We start from the raw sequence: 19,849 nt of genomic DNA, 5'->3' as shown, positions 1-19,849 counted from the left end.
TACTTTTCTTTGTTTACAATTTGTAGGTAAAAGTCTATGAAAAAGGCAATTCATTTTGGTGCCGGTAACATCGGACGGGGATTTATTGGCAAACTTCTGGCAGATGCAGGAATCCACGTTATTTTTGCAGACGTCAATCAGGCAATCGTAGATAAACTGCGTCAAGACGGGCAGTATCAAGTCAAAATAGTTGGCTCTGAGTGCCAGTGGCAAACGGTCAAAAATGTCACGGCCGTAAACTCAGCAAGTGATGAGATTGATGAACACATCACTCAGGTTGACTTAATTACGACCGCCGTTGGACCGAACGTGCTGGATATCATCGCGAAAACTATCGCGACAGGCATCCAGAAACGGCTTGATAGCGGCAACACAACACCTCTGAATATTATTGCTTGTGAGAATATGATTCGGGGCTCCTCACATCTGAAAGCACAAGTCTATTTGCATCTGGCAGCAGACTATCATGTCAAGGCTGACACGCTGATTGGCTTTGTCGATTCAGCCGTTGATCGCATTGTCCCTCCGGCAGAAGTATCCGATAATATTCTGGATGTGACCGTCGAAAGTTTCAGTGAATGGATCGTTGATGAGTTGCAATTTGTGGGTGACGTTCCTGAAATTCCGGGCATGGAAAAGACGGATAATCTGATGGCTTACATTGAGCGAAAGTTGTTTACGCTCAATACTGGGCACTGTATTACAGCCTATCTGGGCTGTCTCAAAGGTTTTCAGACGGTCAAAGAAGCGATTGAAGATGAAGCGATCTATGCTGATGTCAAACAAGCGATGACAGAAAGCGGAGAAGTTTTAATTCATCGTTACCAATTTGATCGTAAAGCTCATGCGGCTTATATCGAGAAGATTCTGTCCCGATTTGCCAATCCGTATTTAATCGATGACGTTGAACGGGTTGGCCGTCAACCAATCCGTAAGCTCGGAGAAAATGACCGTTTAATCAAACCATTACGTGGTACAATGGCGTACAGTATTGCAAATACAGCGCTGTTGAAAGGCATTGCGGCTGCATTAAAATACACGAACGATTCAGATCCTCAGGCCGTCGAATTACAGGCATATCTGAGTCAGCATGGTGTTCTGGCAACATTAGCTCACTATGCCAATCTGAATGAACACGGGACGGAAGCTAAGCAAGTCGAAGCTATCTATAATACCCTCTAAAAAATAATAAGTGAGGTTGGGGGCCAGCTCCTACCCCCTCCTCCTTTTTAACTATGATGCTTTCTTTATGGTAGAAAAAATTAACGAAGCAGACATTATTGAGCAGTTGAATGTAGCCTCATCGGTCAGGGGTTTTTTCATCGCTGCTGTCAACATCTTTGAAACATCTGTCGATTCACTAGTACAACGTATTTTCCGGAGTGATTATCTCGCTGTTAAAGCTGTGATTAATCCACTGTTGGAATCTTCGGGCCCGCTGGGCGATTTAAGTGTCCGTATCAAGCTGCTGTTTGGATTAGGAGTGATAACGGATGAAGTTTATCACGATATCGATACGATCATTCGTCTCAGAAATCTGTTAAACAAAGATGGGACTGAATATCATTTTATGGATCCAAAGATATTGGATGCGATTCACAAAATTAGCGCTTTAAAAAAAATGGGAGTCTTTCAATTAACACCGGCACTCATCAATGATGAGGACACAGATACAAAACTTTATCAATTACAATTGAACCGCCAACAACAAGTGATTAAATCAAGTCTATCGCTCGCGATTGTTGAGATATGTAATATGCTCAATGTTGAAAGCCCTTTTACTACGTAGCACGCCAAGCGGGAATATGTCGTGCTACGACATAATTCAATGTCCCATCATCTAAAACGAGAGGCTCTTCAAATCATAACATGAGGAGTCTTGCTAGAGTCGTCAAAGCATAAAGCTTATCAAAGCAAGAGTTTGCTAAAACAAACAGTAGACCATATAAGTTATGGCTCTAATTTACACTGTAAAGAGTCAGGGGGGAAGCTTCAGCCTGAGCGATTCACACTAGACTAAGAAATTCGAGGCTCATTGTGGGGATTATTCGGTAAGGCAAGAACAGGTCTGACATTCTGGTGGTTACATATCCGGCAAAAATGTTGTCTTTCCATTTTATAATAATGATTACCACGCATCAGTGAGGAAATGAATAGCTGAATCTCCTGCCATCGCGTACAACGTTCAGTCTGACAACGTCGCATAATTGATTTATGTGGAGTGACTTTACGACACACGGGACAATATGCTTCAGACATGACAAGCCTCATCAAGTAAACTACTTATAGCTAATAATAAGAGTATTTATCCATATAGAAACACTTTCTCAAAGATCAACATCAATTTTGTGACATATGTCGCTAAAATTTTATTGATTATTCCCAAAACCCCCTAATCGTTTATATCTATGACCATTATCAATCGCTAAGTTCATCATACTACATCGAAAAAAAACCCCTCAAAATGAGGGGTCCTGATATTATTTTCGTCTTTAATCCAGCTCTTTCAGCTGTTTCAAGAAGGTATGATGTTGTGCTTGAACAGCTGTCTCCGGCTCACGGCTCAGTAGTGAGACAACCACAATTGCAACGGTAGAGAAGATCATCCCCGGCACAATTTCATAGACATCAAAAATGCCACCGGTTAATTGCTTCCAAACCACAATTGTCACGCCGCCCACAACGATCCCCGCTAAGGCACCATTACGGTTCATACGAGACCAGAATAGACTGATCACGAGTGCAGGTCCGAATGCAGCCCCAAATCCGGCCCATGCATAAGAAACCAATCCCAGAACGGAACTATCGGGTGTCATAGCCAATACTAAAGCTAGTATAGAAACCGCCATAACAGAAAAGCGACCAACCCGAACAATCTGTTCAGATGTTGCATCTTTCTTAATGACCTGTTTATAGAAATCTTCTGCTAATGCCGATGAACAGACTAATAGCTGAGAATCTGCTGTACTCATGATTGCCGCAAGGATTGCCGCTAATAGAATCCCTGCAATGACCGGATGGAAAGCAGCATTGACCAACAGCATGAAGATCTTCTCGCCATCTTCTAATGTCAGCGTTGGGTGGTTCGTGGTATAAACCAAACCAACAAGCCCAACCATCACCGCACCAAACATCGCTAATGCAGACCAACCGATTGCAATCCGACGCGCAGTGCGCAGATCTTTATTTGAACGAGTCGCCTGAAAACGCGCCAAAATATGTGGCTGACCAAAATATCCGAGGCCCCAGGCTGCCAGAGAAATAATGGCAACTGCGGTTAATGGTTTGCCATCAATGCCATGCCAAATGGTCAGTAACTCTGGGTTAATCTGAGCGAGGTTGTCGCTTAATTCAGCAAAACCACCTTGCATCACTGTAATTGGGACAATGAGTAACGCAGCCGCCATCAGCAGGCCCTGAACTAAATCGGTCCATGCCACGGCAAGGAATCCACCAAACAGCGTGTATGACACCACACAAATCGTACCGATAATCACTGCCGTGGAATAATCAAGACCAAAGACTGTTTCAAACAGTTTCCCGCCAGCAACTAAACCCGAGCTGGTGTAAAAAAGGAAAAACAACAAAACGAAAAATGCAGAAATTGTTTGAATCAACTTCGACTGATCATTAAAACGGCGAGACAGGAACTCAGGAATTGTAATGGCGTCGGTGGTAATACTGTAAGTGCGGAGGCGTTTTGCTGCGATAAACCAGTTGAGCCAGTTTCCGAGTAGCAATCCTCCGGCTAACCATAAGGATTCTAATCCGGCAGCATAAGCGTAGCCGGGCAGCCCCAGTAACAACCAACCACTCATATCGGATGCACCTGCCGACAAAGCCGCAGGCCAAGGACCTAAAGAGCGCCCGCCGAGAAAGTAATCGGTTGAGTTTTTCGTTCGTAAGTACGCGTAGATCCCTATCGCTAACATCATAATGAGGTACACGATAAAGGTCGTTGTAATAGCAAAGCTATTTTCCATAATTCATTCCTCTTTATATATTGATCGCCTTCCCTGTTCATCTCCGAACGTCTATCAGCCCAAGGACCGACAGACGCCGGAAAAGCAGGTTTTAGTGGTTCGAGCTTCCCATTTCCAATAAAGAAGCATTTCCCCCTATCGCTGTTATATTTATAGTGCGTGTCCGTTCCGTGATGAAACGTAACACTAGTGCTGCATCATGCGCCATCGGGAGCAGATCCAAATCCGTTTCAATAACCGGGCTAATAATCACTCCCGGGCGCTTGGACAGTTCTTGATTCACCAGCCTTGCATTTTGCGGCTCACAAATCATCCCGACCTGACGCACATCACACGCCATGATCTGATGAAATGCATCAACCGCAACGATTTGTACCAGATGGACAGGAAAGCTACTGTTCTCCAATGCTGATGCCAAACGTGCATTCAGCGTCGTATCATCTGAACAAAGTAAGATGCTGTTTCCAGCAATTAAAGCTGCTGCTAACTGAGCAACCACAGCCAGTGAAGCATTCGTGCCGCTTCGTTTGTGAAGGATCACCACAACACCCCGGCCAGAACTGTAGAGTTCGTTGGTTTCCCCTGTCGGACCGACTAAAAGCTGTGTCTCAGCAATCCGAGTTCTCGCACTATTGAGGTGATAAGAGATGACCTGAGCTAAGTCAGCAGCATCGAGTTCCAAAGATTGAGCAAGACGAAGTAAATGCTCACTTTTAGAACTAAAATCCGTTAAATTCCATTGCTGCCATGCCAAAGCAGCATCGGAAAAATGTGTTGTTTTACTCACCATGCTCCGCTCCTTGTTTTATCGCTGTTCCACTATAAAAAGGGCGGGTGAACCGATAGAGATAGTGAGGCCCGCCAGCTTTCGGCCCTGTCCCTGACAATCCTTGCCCCCCAAACGGCTGAACGCCCACAACGGCACCAACCTGATCACGGTTGATATAACAGTTTCCGACCCGTGCATGGGCTTCAATCCACCGATACGTTGTTTCATTCCGGCTGTGAATCCCTAAAGTCAGACCAAAACCTGTCTGGTTGATTTGCTCAACAATGGTTGGTAAATCTTTTGCCCGATAACGGACAATATGCAGAATCGGACCAAAATGTTCTTCTTTCAGGCAATCAATTCCACTAATTTCAAAGGCCGTCGGTGGGACAAACACGCCATGCGAACATTCATCATTCAATGCCAGTTCAGCAACTAGTTTTTGAGTCTGTTTCATATTCTCAATATGTGCCAATAACCGACTCTGGGCTGCTTTATCGATCACCGGCCCCACATCGGTACGATGAAGTTTGGGATCACCGACGGAAAGCTCCTGCATTGCGCCGCGAATCAATGTGATAACCCGCTCAGCAACATCCTCTTGGATGAATAACACACGTAACGCGGAACAACGTTGTCCGGCCGAAGCGAATGCCGAACGCAACACATCTCTCACAACCTGTTCAGGCAATGCCGTACTATCAACAATCATGGCATTTTGCCCACCCGTCTCGGCAATCAGAGGAACCGGGTCACATGGTCTTTCCGCTAATGTTTGGTTGATACGCTGCGCTGTTCCCGTTGAGCCAGTAAAAACAACACCGGCAATCAAGGGGTGAGAGGTCAGTAAGTGACCACTTTCTTTACCATTACACGGCAACAAATGGATCACATCGGCAGGAATACCGGTTTCCAATAGCAATTGAATCGCACGAAATGCGATGAGGGACGTCTGTTCCGCCGGTTTGGCGATTACAGTATTCCCCGCAGCCAAAGCAGCAGCCACTTGTCCGACAAAGATTGCTAATGGAAAATTCCATGGACTGATACACACGAAAACACCGCGTCCCAAATACTGCGTATGTCGCTCAGCACCGTTGAAATCGATATGCGATGTCGGCGTGAGTTTCAGCACTTGGTTGGCATAATAACGACAGAAATCGACCGCCTCCCTGACTTCATCAATACTGTCATGGATCGTTTTACCAGCCTCTTGGTGACACAATGCTACAAGCTCCGGCAGATGTGATTCCATCAGGTCAGCAAAATGTGTCAAATAGGCAGCACGGGTCACAAGTTCAGTGTCTCGCCATTGGGGGGATGCCCCCTGCGCAATCTCAATGGCTCGCTCAATCTGCTGCGCATTTGCCATGATCACGCTTCCGACATCGATACGATGATCATAAGGGGCCGTGACCGGTATTGGCGCAGCATTGTCCTTGATCATGCTTTCGTATTGATCTTCTCCCTGAATGATCGGGGCAGCACGCCACTGTTGGTTTAGGCGTTCAGCAACTTGATGCTCAAAAGGCACGGCTTCACTTTCAATATCAATGTTGACACCGTAAGAATTACGACGGTCAGGGTAGATATCCAACGGCAACGGAATGGCAGCATTATTCAGTGTCTCAAACACCTGTAATGCATCTACAGGATGGCGGTTGAGTAAATCAATCGGGCAGCGGGCATCCACCAGACGGTGTACAAAAGAGCTGTTGGCACCATTTTCCAATAAGCGTCGAACCAGATAAGGTAGTAAGTCTTTATGATTCCCGACAGGCGCATAAATTCTGATTGCAGGTTTATAAATTGCCATCACCTGATGGAACAGCGCATCCCCCATACCATGCAGACGCTGGAACTCATAATCACGGTGCGTCGCCATCACAGCAACGGCTGTCACCGTCTGAGCGTTATGACTGGCAAACTGAGGGAACAAAGCGCCTTGGACATGTTCCGATAATAAAAAGCGAGCACAAGCCAGATAAGAAACATCTGATGCTTCTTTGCGGGTAAAGACAGGATAACCTGCGTAACCTTTTTGTTGTGACCACTTGATTTCACTGTCCCAATAGGCACCTTTAACCAACCGAACCGGAATTAAATCCCCTTGATCTTTTGCCAGACCAGTCAGCCAAGTGAGTGCCGGTAACGCTCGTTTTGAATAAGCCTGAACCACAATACCAAGTTTGCCCCAGCCGCGAGTGACATCATGGCGATATAATTTCTCAAACAGTTTCAGGGACAGTTCCAACCGATCCGCTTCTTCCGCATCGATCGAAATACCGATATCAAACTCGCGCGCGCGTTGAACAAGCACGACCAGCGTATCCAACAGCTCGGTCATGACCCGTTCCTGATTGGCCACTTCATAACGAGGATGCAGTGCCGACAATTTGATCGAAACCGAATGTGACGACTGAAGCGTTCCCGTTTCTGAAGCTTTACCAACCGACTCAATCGCAGCAAGATAATCCTGACAATATTTATTCGCGTCCGCACTAGTCAGCGCAGCCTCACCAAGCATATCGAAGGAATATGTATATCCTTTGTCTCGCATTGACTGGCCATTTTTCTGCGCTTCATCGATCGACTGACCCAAAACGAACTGGCGTCCCATCACTTTCATGGCTTGATGCATGACTTGACGAATAACCGGCTCAGAGAATCGATTGACCAACCGATTTAATGCCTGCATCGGGCTGGTACTCTGAATGTCTGACAACTCCAGCACTTTGCCGGTAATCATCAATCCCCACGTTGAAGCATTGACGAAAACGGAGTCAGAGTTCTTCAAATGAGAACGCCAGTCAGCAACACTTAATCGGTCTTTAATAAAGGCATCCGCTGTTTCAGCATCAGGGATGCGCATCAGCGCCTCTGCAAGGCACATCAGCAAAATACCTTCCTGCGTATCCAGACTATATTCCAGAAGCAATGCATCAATCATCTGCACCGACTTCTTATCGGCTCTGATCGACTTGATCAACTGAGTCGTCTTTTCCGTGATTTCTTGTTTCTCTTGATCAGTCGGTGTTGCCAGTGGTAACAACTCCTGTAGCCATTGTGACTCATCAGCCATATATAGTGGCGAGATAAGTGCCCAAAGTTTGTCCAGTGGCTGCTCAACAAACTCCGACTTCAACACATCATTTGCAGTAAACATGCGTTTTCCCTCAACATCATCCCGAATGGGCCTTTTACAATAGCTAGCAGTGTATTCTGGGCATCTGAGGATTACTTGTCAAAAACTCCGTTTTTTTTGTGAAAAGCTCCGATATTTAACAAATTAAAAACACAATCACATCAATTAAGCCAACGTATAGACATATTTTTTTAGCGAATAACGAAAGAAATAAACACATTAGGCTGGAGAAAAACAGACAGAAGCGGCTCAGTTAATACAATCAATTGCATGAAAAACAAATGAGAAAGAAGAAACAATGATAGGTTTGATTTGGAAGCAATATCTTATTTTTGATAACGTTTCTTGTAAGCAGACGGGGAAAGACCAACGAGCCGAATAAATGCATGAGAAAAAGAACTTTGACCGGAGAAACCTGAGATATCAGCAATTTGTCCCAGAGTATAGCCACCCTGTTCAATTAATCGCTTGGCCATTTGAACCCGCTTATTCAGCACATACTGATACGGCGTAACACCAGTTGTTGCTTTAAAATGTGAGTGAAACTGACTTTCTCCAAGAAAAACACGGCCGGCAAGTTGGGCAACCGAAATCGGTCGTCCTATATTTCGTTCAATATAATGATCAATGATGTCCATATCAAAGCGAGACTCTTTGACGTGCGGAACATAGCCGGTGATATGGCGAGGTAAGATCGAGACCAGCGTATCATGACAAGCTTGGCTCAATAGACAATCCTCCGGAGCAGTGGACATCTCCTGCCCCAGAATTCGAATCAGATTTTTAAACGGTTCATCAAGACAAAAATAACATCCCGAATTCGACAGATCATTGAGTTGCTGCATCATCAGTGGTGCTTCTGTTGAAGGGCATGGCAAATTGAGAACCATGATATCGGCACTTTCAACAATCCCGCCAAAAGCGTGGTTGGCTCCCGCATGGACAATACACCCCTGCCCCGGGCCAACTCGGTTACCATATCCGCTGATTTCAAACTCGGTCATCCCATTGAGACACACGACGATTTGTGTATAGAAGTGAGCATGACAATCCATCCCCGAAGGCAACGTCATCACTTCCGCTGGTTTCGGCGTCGGAGTTTGATTGGGCACAGGTAGGGAAGTTTTTTTTTGCACAGACATCCCACATCCTCCTCAAAATCCGGTGCAACAATTGCGATGCGCAATATAGTGTCAACAATATGAATAGTAGATTTTTACCTCAGAACAGCTATTTTTTCAAACACAACGAAGCAGATAAGCATAAAGATGATTATCAGAAGTAATGGATTCAAATCTGTAACTAATTCCGTGAAAATAATTGCCGTTCATGTATATTAGGCATGTCGATAAATCTCGAAAGAGTATGACGCTAAATGTTTGAGCAAAATCCGGAACAATGATCAAGTGCACATAAATTACGGTGAGTGTTTGTTCAAACGCGAAACGAGAGCAGAGATTGAGGTGAAATACTTGCATATTTTCTCATTCGGCTCAAAATGGAAGTAGCATATTTAAAATATACAAAATCAGAGACCTAAGTTACATTTTGTGTTATTTATGCTTCCAATAGAGTAAGAATTATGAGACAGCTACTTCATTATTTCTTTAGTTGTTGAGTCATTGTCTTCTCCACAGAGTTACTGTGGCTAAACGTTAAAAATTGTTGCAGGGACCTATGATAGTACGTCACATCCCAGCGCTCGTATTGGCGCTCAGCCCTCTTTTGGGACCAGCATTTGTATATGCTGATGAAGCAAATGTCGCACAGGCTGATCCTGTTGCGACGATTGATGCAAAAATAGATACAAAGCAAGATGAAATAAAATCCATTTCATCCAAGTACGACTCGGAGATCGCAAAACTCCAGCAGTTGAAAAATGATCAAGAGCGTTTGAAACGTGAAGGCGATAAGCTGGAAACGAAAAGAAATCGCGCCAAATCAGATCTGGACAAACAATATAGCCAACTTCTCGAAGATCCGGATATCGATTTAGCGACTTTTCAGAAAAAATATCAGGAAGTCTGGAATGAGTTAAAGCAAAACCAGGCAGCTCGTCTGGATAACGAACAGACGATTACTGAAAGTGAAATGCGTGTCTCTCAGCTCAAACAGAAGCAGGCCCGCCTGAAAAGCGAGTTCGATAATTTGAAAGAGTCTCGGGTCGAAGCTCGGGTCAAACGCATTAATGCTGAGTTGATGAATAGCAACACCATTGAAGCCAACTATAAAACAACGTGTTCAACCACGATGACGTTGGGTGAATGTGCGAATCAAGGTGTCTATCTAACCAAACAGAAAGCAGTCTCAGCCTTTCAGGATAAATTACTCGATAATCTGACAGAGTCTGTCATCGCCAAGCAAAATCTGAAAAATGTCGATCTGAATGTATCAATTCAGGATAGTCAGATTTTGTCGAGCGGTTTTCAGGGTAACAACGATTACTACACCAAAATTCAAGCACAACTTCAGGCTCGGCCGGAAGCAACTGCCGGATGTAAATTGTTGGGTGTATCAACACGATACTGTCTGCAAGGGCAGAAAAACTATACACCGAAAAAGGAAAAGCAGTGGGCAAACATAACCGTCCGCTCTGACCAATATCAGGATTCTGTGACCATTGACGGTGTAAGTTATGGCAGTACTCCGGTTGAGATTGTGCTACCACATGGTCGCCATCAGTTTACAGTGTCAAAAGACGGGTATGAGACATATAATCAGGTCATTACAGTCAATAATAATGACACGGTATGGGTCAAACTTCGTCCGAATAAGCAAAGCTAAATGCCAATTTGTGAATTATTTTTTGGGTACGATTCACAAAGATATGGTTACGACGCCATTTTGACTGTAAGTTATTGATATATGACTTATGGCCGAATGGCGTTTTCGTTTACAATCGATCAGACGACTTGACGATCCAACATTGAAGTACAAAAGCATGCGACAAGGAATAACTGCTCTATTATCAACCCTCCTGCTTGGTTTCGTATCATTCGGCGCTTTTGCCGAAGATGCTGCATTGCCAGAAAAAGCCGCACCTTTAGTCAACCAAATTGACGATGCACTTTTCAGTAAAAATACTGAGCTGGAAAAAGCCCAGAAAGTTTTGCAAGAAAAACAACAGACTGTCGCAAACCAACAAACCGAGCTAAACAGACTTCGTCAACAAGATAAGGAACTTTCAGCCAAGCTGAACCAAACCAAAAAAGATTTGGAAAACGCCTATCAAAAGATGATTTCGGACCCCAAAGTGGATATCACCCCTTATCAGTCCACCTACCAGAATGCATGGTCAAAATACAAGCAAAATCAGAAGAGTTTGTTTGATTTGGATAACCAACTGGAAGAGCAGGAAGGATTACTTAAAGATCAGGAAACAACGGTTTCTCTACTCAAGAAGAACATTGCCGATCTCCAGAGAAATAAGTTGAAGGCCAGAGCGAAACGTTTAAGAGAAGAGTTATTAAAAGAGGGCACGGAAAAAGTCAGCTTCACCAACCGTTGCCATCCATCAATGACCATTGTTGCATGTGAACAGCAAACTATAAAATTGGCTCTGCAAAAAGCAGTCAAACAGTTCCAGACTTCTTTACTAAACAATGTTAGCGAGTCTTCAATTGCAGTTAAACATGCCTCGAAGGCTTCTCTGAATATTCATGTCCTTCAGCATCAGACAGTTCAATCCGGTTTCTCTGATGCCAGCCGTTATCAAACGATTGTTGAAGCCCAGTTGGGAGCGAGACCGGACAATGCAGCACCTTGCCAACTTTTAGATATCGATGCCCAATACTGTATTATTGACGATCAACAGACGATCCAGCAGGAAATAGCTTGGTTTAATCTGACACTTCGTTCCAATATATATGACGATCAAGTAATCATTGATGATGTTAGCTATGGCCATACGCCACTGACATTGACGCTACCGGAAGGCATTCATCAGGTTCGGATCGAAAAAACAGGTTATATCCCTTATCAAACAGAGGTTGTTCTGAAATCAGACAACCAACTTCGGGCAATTTTGAAAGAAGAACATAATCAGTTGAAAACTGGTTATGCATTTGCGGACGCATTATCACAAAGCCTCTCAGGGCCTGAGTTGGTTACGATAACTCAAGGGAAATTCTTTATCGGGGAACATGCATCGACTCAAGTGTACCTTGATCATGCTTTCGCGATTTCATCGACGCCCATCACCGTGGGGTTGTTCAAAGCATTTGTCACACAGACAAATTACCGTTCAGATGCAGAATTGACAAAAACGTGTGTGGCGATGATTAATAATCAAATGACGCCACAGTCAGGTCACTACTGGCGTAATCCCGGATTTAAACAATCCTCACAATCTCCTGTTGTTTGCGTCAGCCAAAATGATGCCAAAGCATTTACAAGCTGGCTTTCAAAGCAAACTGGGTTTAAATACCGCCTCCCAACAGAAGATGAATGGGAAATTGCAGCTCGGGCTGGTACTCAAACCGATTACTGGTGGGGCGATGATTTTGCTACTGGCTTAGCCAATACTGGGTGGAGTGGCTCTTTCTGGGCAAACAAAAGCACATCTCCGGTTAAGTCATTCCCAGCCAACCCCTTAGGGCTGTATGACGTTGTCGGGAACGTCTGGGAATGGACCAGCGCACCTCAAGGTATCCTCAAAGGCGGCGCTTGGAGCTTCTCTCCGCTCAATGCTGTGGCCTATAGCCAACTTTTCTCTGAGCCATCAACAGCCGCCAACTACATCGGCTTTCGGGTCGTAAGAGAAATTAAAGAGTAATCCACCAATCATCCAATCAAAAAGGGAAGCCATGGCTTCCCTTTTCTGTATCCCGTTATTACCGATTGTTGATGAGAACGATAACGAGACGTTTCATCAAGCGCAAGTTAAGGCGCCAATCGATTAATCTCCCACAGTCCGTCGCCTTGATGAGCTTCATTTTGAACATAGAGGAATCGATCATGCAAACGGTGCTCCCCGCCCTGCCAAAATTCGAAACTTTCAGGAATCACTCGATACCCTCCCCAAAAACTGGGCACAGGAATCTCTCCTTTTGCAAACTTTTGCTTTAACTCCAGAAACTTCCCTTCCAGTATCCCTCGGGCAGATATACGCTGACTCTGATGGCTTGCGATCGCAGCCAACTGACTGTCTTTCGGACGAGAGGAAAAATATTTGAAATTTTCCATCGCTGAAAGTTTCTGAGCCCGTCCGGTGATATGTACCTGACGCTCTAACATATGCCACGGAAAATGGAGACTCACGCGATTATTGTGTTCAATATGCTGAGCTTTACGACTGCCCAGATTAGTGTAGAAAATAAACCCATGTTCGCCAGAATCTTTCAGCAACACAATCCGCTGAAAAGGTTGGCCATCAGGAGCAACTGTCGCAACTGTCATCGCTGTCGGATCAGAAATATTGGCATCAATCGCCTGTTGTAGCCAATGCTCGAATTGAAGAAAAGGATTTGGCATCAAATCTTTTCTTCTCAAGCCACCTTGAATATATTCCCGACGAATATCTGAGAGTTTCATGAGCGCTCCTGCGTTTTTTTCGTGATTGTGCGCCTTTCATATCGATAAGACAAGTATCACATTTATCCCCCATCAAAACGGCGATAAATTTCAGAAAAACCAAGCAATCTTGTGAAGGTATGATACAGTTTCTATCGAAAATAGAGGAATTCAACGATTTTCAGCATCTATCTGGTGCCAATTCTTAACATTTCATCAGACTAGTAATAAAATCAATAGAGTAATCCGAACCGATAGGATGTCTTGATGCGTAAAGACAGCTACAACAAACTTTCATCAGAAGAACTGGAATATGTCGATGATAAAACTGCGGCACTTCTGCTGAATACCCCAAATAGTGCTCGGATTATGTTATGGGTTATGGCTGTTTTTTTTGTCATCGCAACCATCTGGGCATCTTTTGCCGAAATCGATAAAGTGACCGTCGGCAGTGGGAAAGTCATCCCCTCTTCCCAAATCCAAGTTGTCCAAAACTTAGAAGGTGGACTGGTCAAAAAAATTCTGGTCAAAGAAGGTCAGCACGTCGAAAAAGACCAACAACTAATACTCCTTGATGATACCCGTTTCTTGTCCGATTATCGGGAACGGGAGCAGGAAGTTGCCAACTTGACAGCAAACGTTGTCCAATTGTCCGCATCCATTGACAGTGTGCAAATTAATGAGAAATTCGACGAAACCAACTGGCAGAAAAGTGTTGTCGTGACCTACAATCGTTTAAAATTTCCTCAAGCGCTGGCTGAAAAAAAAACTGAATTAGTGGAAAGACAAAAAGCACAATACATTCAGTCTCTGGATAACTTGAGAAACCAACTTTCGGTGGTCGATCAGCAAATCAAACAAAAAAATCAGGATCTGATTGAATTACAAGCCAGAGTCACGAATTTGAAGCAAAGCTATGAGTACGTTCAAAAAGAACTTCAGATGACTGAACCGCTGGCAAAAGAAGGGGTCGTGCCAGAAATTGAGATCCTAAAATTACAGCGGCAAGTAAATGACATCCGCCGTGATATGACATCTGGTCAATTAAAAATTCCACTGGCAAAAGCAGCTCTCAAAGAAGCGATGTATAGCCGCATTGATACTGCACAAACCTTCCGTTCCGAACAACAGGACAAGTTAAATCAGGCTCAGGATAAGTTATCCGCACTCACTGAATCAGCCGTCGGTCTGGAAGACAGAGTCAACCGGACAGTGGTCGTCTCTCCGGTAGCCGGCACGGTCAAAACGCTCAATGTCAATACAGTGGGTGGCGTCATACAACCGGGGATGGATATTGTTGAAATTGTTCCATCGGAAGATACATTACTCGTCGAAGCAAAAATTGCTCCCCAAGACATCGCTTTCCTCCGTCCAAATTTACATGCTATCGTCAAATTTAGTGCCTATAACTTTAGTAAATATGGTGGATTGGAAGGCATACTTGAACATATCAGTGCCGATACCTCTCAGGACGAAGAGGGTAACAGCTTCTACATTGTTCGAGTCAGGACGTTTTCCACCACATTACATCATGATGGAGACCTCCCCATTATCCCGGGAATGACCGCATCAGTAGATATCATCACCGGAAAAAGAACCGTGATGGAGTATCTCTTACAGCCGATACTCGGTGCACAGGAAAATGCACTGAAAGAATAATGGAGCCCGACATCTGCCAATGAAAAATCCGATCAGAAAAATAGAGGCATTATGAAACGCTGGCTGACAGTCATCTTTATGCTATTACTACTGATGGTATCGTCATTACAGGCCCTTGATACCACTGAACAGAAGTGGGTGAACACCGTAACGCATGTTTACGGTGAGCGGGCGGGTAAACGAGTAGAAGCTTGGCGGAATGCTTTAGCCACATATAAACCGCTTTCAACACAAGAAAAACTGGAGAAAGTGAATGCCTTTTTCAATCAACTCCACTTCGTCAGCGATATCAACTTATGGGGTAAACAAGATTACTGGGCAACCCCACTGGAATTTCTGGGCGCCAATGCCGGTGATTGCGAAGATTTTACAATTGCCAAATATTTCTCTCTCAGAGAAATTGGCATACCGGACCGCAAACTGAGATTAGTCTATGTCAAAGCCATCAAACTAAATCAGTTTCACATGGTTCTGGCCTATTATAATACACCAGATGCAGAGCCTCTTATCCTCGATAATCTGATACCTCAAATTAAGCCGGCAAGGAGCAGAACCGATTTATTGCCGATCTATAGCTTCAATGGTCGGAATCTATGGCTGATGAAATCGAAAAATGGTCAACTGGCGGGCGACTCATCTCGCCTGAGTCTGTGGAACGACTTAAGGCATCGGGAACGGGAACTCATTTTGAATAAACCGATAGTTAGTTACGATGGGTAGGGAAATATGACTCTTTACAAGCAAATCGTTATGGGAATGATTGCGCTGTTTATTTTGCTGATTAGTTCTGTATTTATTATTGAATTTAATACAACACGCAGCAACCTTGAACAACAGCAACTTTCAGAAGTCAGCAACACCATCAATACTGTAGGGCTGGCACTGGCTCCGTATTTGGAAGATAAAGACACGGTTGCAGCCGAGTCGGTTATCAATGCGCTATTTGATGGGAGCACTTATTCGCTGGTTAAATTAACCTTTTTTGATGATCGACCAGCCATTGTACGAACGTATCCAATTACACCAAACGGTGTACCTGCATGGTTCACTCACCTTGATCTGTTCAAACCAATCAATGAAAGTCGCGTGGTAACCAGTGGCTGGATGCAGCTAGCCGAAGTAGAAATTGTCAGCCATCCGGGTGAAGCATACCGACAGTTATGGGATGCCCTTATTCGCCTGAGCATTGTTTTCGGCTGTGTTTTCCTATTCGGACTAATCGCAATTGCGCTGATTATTAAGCACTCTCTACGGCCACTTCACGCAATCGTGATAAAAATGGAACAAGTCGCGCGAAGCCAGTTTGGTAAACCGTTACCCCCTCCGATGACGAAAGATCTCGTCCATGTCGTTGATGGGATCAACCGGATGTCCTCTCAGGTTGAAAAATCCTTTATGGCTCAGGCAAGAGAAGCGCAACAACTTCGAGATCGGGCTTATCTCGATACGGTCTCAAAACTGGGCAATCGTTCTTACTATATGAATCAGTTAGAAAACTGGTTAAGTGAAGGTGGATACGGTGCCGTTGCGATGCTTCAGGCTGCTTTTATCGAAGAGAGCTATGATGTTCAAGGTTATGAGAGCGGAGACGCTCAGGTGAAAACACTGGCAGAACGTCTCAAACTGTCGGTTAACGCTCCTGGAACGATTATTGCGCGCTTATCGAGTAGTGAATTCGCCTTTCTTTTCCCTCATGCTGAAGACGATGAAATTCAGTCAATTGCAGAAGATATTATGAACTGCGTCTCTGACATGACACCGGATCCGACGGGGTTCGTATCTCCGGAAGCCTATCTGGGACTGGTACTGAATAAATCGAAAACCTCGACCTCCAACATTCTGTCACTGCTGGATAATGCTTTAGCATCTGCAAAAGCAAATCGGACGAAACCATATAGTTATATTAACAGTGACGAAAATCGATTAGTCATGGGTAAACAACAATGGAAAGCACTAGTTGATGAAGCAATGAAAAATGATTTGGTTCATTTCCGATTTCAGGCGGCATGTGACAAGGATGGTCAGGAATTACATAAAGAGGTGTTTTCTTCAATCGAAAAAAATGGTCAGCGATATAGTGCCACGCAATATCTGTTTGCGCTGGAACAGCTTAACGTCAGCCATATTTTTGATGAGTATGTGATTCAGCAGATGTTCGACAAATTAGCTCAGGACGAAGACGGCAACGATATTCTGGCGATTAACATTTCCGATAGCAGTATTTCGGATCCGAGCTTCATTCGCTGGGTGTCTCAGTTGCTCATGCAAAATCCATCGGTCGCGAAACGATTCCATTTTGAAATTCCAGAAGAATGTTTCATCGAAATTGCCAGCTATACAGCACTATTTTGTCATGCTATCCGGGGTGCCGGCGCGGACTTTGGTGTCGATAACTATGGACGACATTTCCAGACACTGGATTACCTCAACGAATTCAGACCACATTACGTGAAATTGGATTATTTATTCACGCATAATCTGAAAGATGAGAAGCAGACATATACACTGGCGTCAATTTCAAGAGCCGCGCATAACCTAGACATTACAACCGTGGCGTCAAGGATAGAAACACAAGAGCAGCTAGACTTTCTGGCTGAACACTTTATTGATGTATTCCAAGGCTTTATTGTTGATAAGTGATGGAAGAATAGAAAAGGTCAGCTTGAATGCAAGATACATTACTCAATTCGCTGATTTATATCAGTCGGTATTATGGCTTAGCCAATTCTCCGGAAGCACTGATTAATGGATTACCATTATCAGATGGGAGACTAACCCCATTTTTGTTCCCCCGGGCAGCAGAAAGGGCGGGATTGGTTGCCAAGGAAAACCGCGCCAAATTGACCGAGATTCCTCAACTGATATTCCCCGTCGTGCTCTTACTCAAAGGTGGCGAGTCATGTGTATTACTCAATATTAGTGAAGAGGAACAAGAAGCTGAAGTCATCACCGAAGCATCCGGTATGGTGCCGATTTCTTATTCTCTTCAGGATCTGGAAGAACGTTATATCGGCCGCTATTTTATGGTTAAAAAGCAGTTTAGCTATGATGAAAGGTCTCCGGAGGTCTTAAAAACAAATCAAGGACACTGGTTCTGGAGTACCATTTGGCAATCAAAAAATATTTACCGGGATGTGCTGATTGCTTCACTGCTGATCAATGCTTTTGCCATTGCCGCACCGATGTTTTCCCGGTTAGTGTATGACAAAGTTGTGCCGAACCTTGCATTTGAAACACTCTGGGTGCTTTCCAGCGGTATCGTCTGTATTTTTCTGTTTGATATCACCTTAAAAATGCTCAGAAGCTATTTCATTGATGTCGCGGGGAAAAAATCAGACATTTTGATCTCTTCAAAACTCTACAGTAAGGTTCTGGGCATCCGCATGGAAAATCGCCCCCCTTCTGTCGGAGCATTTGCCAGACACCTACAAGAGTTCGAGTCTATCCGAGAGTTTTTCACGTCTGCTACAATTTCATCATTGATTGATTTACCATTTGCGTTCTTATTCTTATTTCTTATTTGGTTAATGTCAGGCCCACTGGTCATCGTTCCGATTATCGGTGTCGTGATATTGGCATGTTACTCTTATCTGATTCAGGCCAAACTCAAAGTCGCCATCGAAGAAGGTTCCAGACTTGCTTCTCAGAAATATGCTAACTTGATTGAAAGCCTTTCCGGTTTAGAAACCGTCAAATTATTCGGTGCACAAAGTCAATTCCAATATCGCTGGGAAGAAGCTGTTGCACACATGGCGAATTGGAATATTAAAAGCAGAAAAATAACCAATGGTGTTCAAAACGCCGCAGGCTTTGTCCAACAAGTCAGTAACATTGGGATGATTATTGTCGGTGTTTATTTAATTTCTGAAGGTGATTTGACTATGGGGGGCATGATTGCAGCCACAATGCTCAGTAGCAGAGCAATCGCACCAATGATTCAGCTCTCTTTACTCTCGACCCGGTATACCCAGGCAAAATCAGCTTTCACATTGATCGAAGGCATTATGTCGATGCCAGAGGAACAAGAGGAAGGCAAACGCTATATTCACCGACCAATATTTAAAGGCAAAATCGAACTAGACAACGTGACTTTTCACTATCCGGGCTCAGCTTCAGCATCGATTCGAGATGTCAGTATCACCATCAATCCCGGAGAAAAAGTCGCGATTATCGGCAGAGTGGGGTCAGGAAAAACCACATTAGAACGCTTAATCATGGGATTATATAAGCCCACCGAAGGTCACATTCGTATTGACGACACCAATATTTCTCAGTTACATCACATTGATATTCGTCGGAATATTGGCTGCGTTCCGCAAGATAGCTTGCTATTTTTCGGGACAATTCGAGAAAACATTACGCTCGGAAGGCCATTGGTTGATGACCGGGATGTTCTCGATGCTGCAAATCGTGCCGGTGTGACGATGTTTACTCAACAGGACGCAGCCGGAATGGAACGTCAGGTCGGGGAAGGCGGACAATTACTTTCCGGTGGTCAAAAACAGGCGGTTACGATTGCTCGTGCGTTGTTAGGCCGTCCTCCCGTACTCTTAATGGATGAACCAACCAGTGCCATGGATAACCGCTCAGAAATGCATGTGAAGCATCAATTTAAGCAGTTAACACCAAACGAGACACTGATACTCATTACGCATAAAACATCAATGCTGGATATTGTTGATCGTATTATCGTGATGGAAAAAGGATACGTGATTGCTGATGGTGCCAAAGAAGAAGTGCTAAACAATCTGCGTCAGGGAAACGTCCGGGCCGTTTAACGTG

At 44.3% G+C, this 19,849-nt stretch carries 13 protein-coding genes; 8 read left to right on the top strand and 5 right to left on the bottom strand.

Features of this window, described 5'->3' with window-relative positions:
• Nucleotides 1-36: 36 nt before the first annotated feature.
• Both VRK_RS15020 and VRK_RS15015 read left to right on the top strand, forming a co-directional pair.
• Nucleotides 37-1,182: a mannitol-1-phosphate 5-dehydrogenase gene (locus VRK_RS15020; protein WP_059122118.1), complete on the top strand. Its 1,146-nt coding sequence runs from the start codon at nt 37-39 to the stop codon at nt 1,180-1,182.
• Nucleotides 1,183-1,249: 67 nt separating this feature from the next.
• Nucleotides 1,250-1,789 carry an MltR family transcriptional regulator gene (locus VRK_RS15015; protein ID WP_059122117.1) on the top strand — a complete coding sequence of 180 codons (540 nt, stop codon included), beginning with the start codon at nt 1,250-1,252 and terminating at the stop codon, nt 1,787-1,789.
• A 703-nt stretch (nt 1,790-2,492) separates the two neighbouring features.
• Here VRK_RS15015 and putP read toward each other — a convergent pair.
• The 4 genes from putP to VRK_RS14995 all read right to left on the bottom strand — a co-directional run bounded on the left by putP (nt 2,493) and on the right by VRK_RS14995 (nt 9,039).
• Nucleotides 2,493-3,983 (bottom strand): sodium/proline symporter PutP, encoded by a 1,491-nt coding sequence (putP, locus tag VRK_RS15010; protein ID WP_059122116.1) that lies wholly within the window; start codon nt 3,981-3,983, stop codon nt 2,493-2,495.
• Nucleotides 3,984-4,074: 91 nt separating this feature from the next.
• Entirely contained in the window at nt 4,075-4,773 is a 699-nt protein-coding gene (locus tag VRK_RS15005) for a hypothetical protein (RefSeq protein WP_059122115.1), read from the bottom strand.
• A complete protein-coding gene (putA, locus tag VRK_RS15000; RefSeq protein ID WP_059122114.1) occupies nt 4,763-7,918 on the bottom strand; it encodes a bifunctional proline dehydrogenase/L-glutamate gamma-semialdehyde dehydrogenase PutA in 3,156 nt (1,051 codons plus the stop codon). Before putA ends, VRK_RS15005 begins: the two co-directional genes overlap by 11 nt.
• A gap of 305 nt (nt 7,919-8,223) precedes the next feature.
• Complete coding sequence (locus tag VRK_RS14995) at nt 8,224-9,039, bottom strand: AraC family transcriptional regulator (protein ID WP_059122113.1); 816 nt, start codon at nt 9,037-9,039, stop codon at nt 8,224-8,226.
• Between the two features lie 535 nt (nt 9,040-9,574).
• Between VRK_RS14995 and VRK_RS14990 the strand changes: the two genes are divergently transcribed.
• Both VRK_RS14990 and VRK_RS14985 read left to right on the top strand, forming a co-directional pair.
• Complete coding sequence (locus VRK_RS14990; RefSeq protein ID WP_059122112.1) at nt 9,575-10,681, top strand: PEGA domain-containing protein; 1,107 nt, start codon at nt 9,575-9,577, stop codon at nt 10,679-10,681.
• Between the two features lie 157 nt (nt 10,682-10,838).
• Nucleotides 10,839-12,671 carry an SUMF1/EgtB/PvdO family nonheme iron enzyme gene (locus VRK_RS14985; protein WP_059122794.1) on the top strand — a complete coding sequence of 611 codons (1,833 nt, stop codon included), beginning with the start codon at nt 10,839-10,841 and terminating at the stop codon, nt 12,669-12,671.
• Between the two features lie 107 nt (nt 12,672-12,778).
• On the opposite strand, the gene pdxH is transcribed toward VRK_RS14985, so the two are convergent.
• Nucleotides 12,779-13,429: a pyridoxamine 5'-phosphate oxidase gene (gene pdxH / locus VRK_RS14980; protein WP_059122111.1), complete on the bottom strand. Its 651-nt coding sequence runs from the start codon at nt 13,427-13,429 to the stop codon at nt 12,779-12,781.
• A 246-nt stretch (nt 13,430-13,675) separates the two neighbouring features.
• Between pdxH and VRK_RS14975 the strand changes: the two genes are divergently transcribed.
• From VRK_RS14975 to VRK_RS14960, 4 genes are read left to right on the top strand one after another with little or no spacing between them, the layout of a single operon-like run.
• Complete coding sequence (locus tag VRK_RS14975; protein ID WP_059122110.1) at nt 13,676-15,067, top strand: HlyD family type I secretion periplasmic adaptor subunit; 1,392 nt, start codon at nt 13,676-13,678, stop codon at nt 15,065-15,067.
• 51 nt (nt 15,068-15,118) lie between these two features.
• Nucleotides 15,119-15,787 carry a transglutaminase-like cysteine peptidase gene (locus VRK_RS14970; protein ID WP_059122109.1) on the top strand — a complete coding sequence of 223 codons (669 nt, stop codon included), beginning with the start codon at nt 15,119-15,121 and terminating at the stop codon, nt 15,785-15,787.
• A 6-nt stretch (nt 15,788-15,793) separates the two neighbouring features.
• Complete coding sequence (locus VRK_RS14965; RefSeq protein WP_059122108.1) at nt 15,794-17,707, top strand: bifunctional diguanylate cyclase/phosphodiesterase; 1,914 nt, start codon at nt 15,794-15,796, stop codon at nt 17,705-17,707.
• A 26-nt stretch (nt 17,708-17,733) separates the two neighbouring features.
• The gene (locus tag VRK_RS14960; protein ID WP_059122107.1) at nt 17,734-19,845 is read left to right on the top strand and encodes a type I secretion system permease/ATPase; all 2,112 of its coding nucleotides are present in this window, start codon (nt 17,734-17,736) and stop codon (nt 19,843-19,845) included.
• Nucleotides 19,846-19,849 lie beyond the last annotated feature (4 nt).

It is taken from the genome of Vibrio sp. MEBiC08052 (assembly GCF_001506075.1).
Lineage (GTDB): Bacteria > Pseudomonadota > Gammaproteobacteria > Enterobacterales > Vibrionaceae > Vibrio.
The sequence above is the reverse complement of the archived record's forward strand: the minus strand, read 5'-3'. Positions and strand labels throughout refer to the sequence as shown.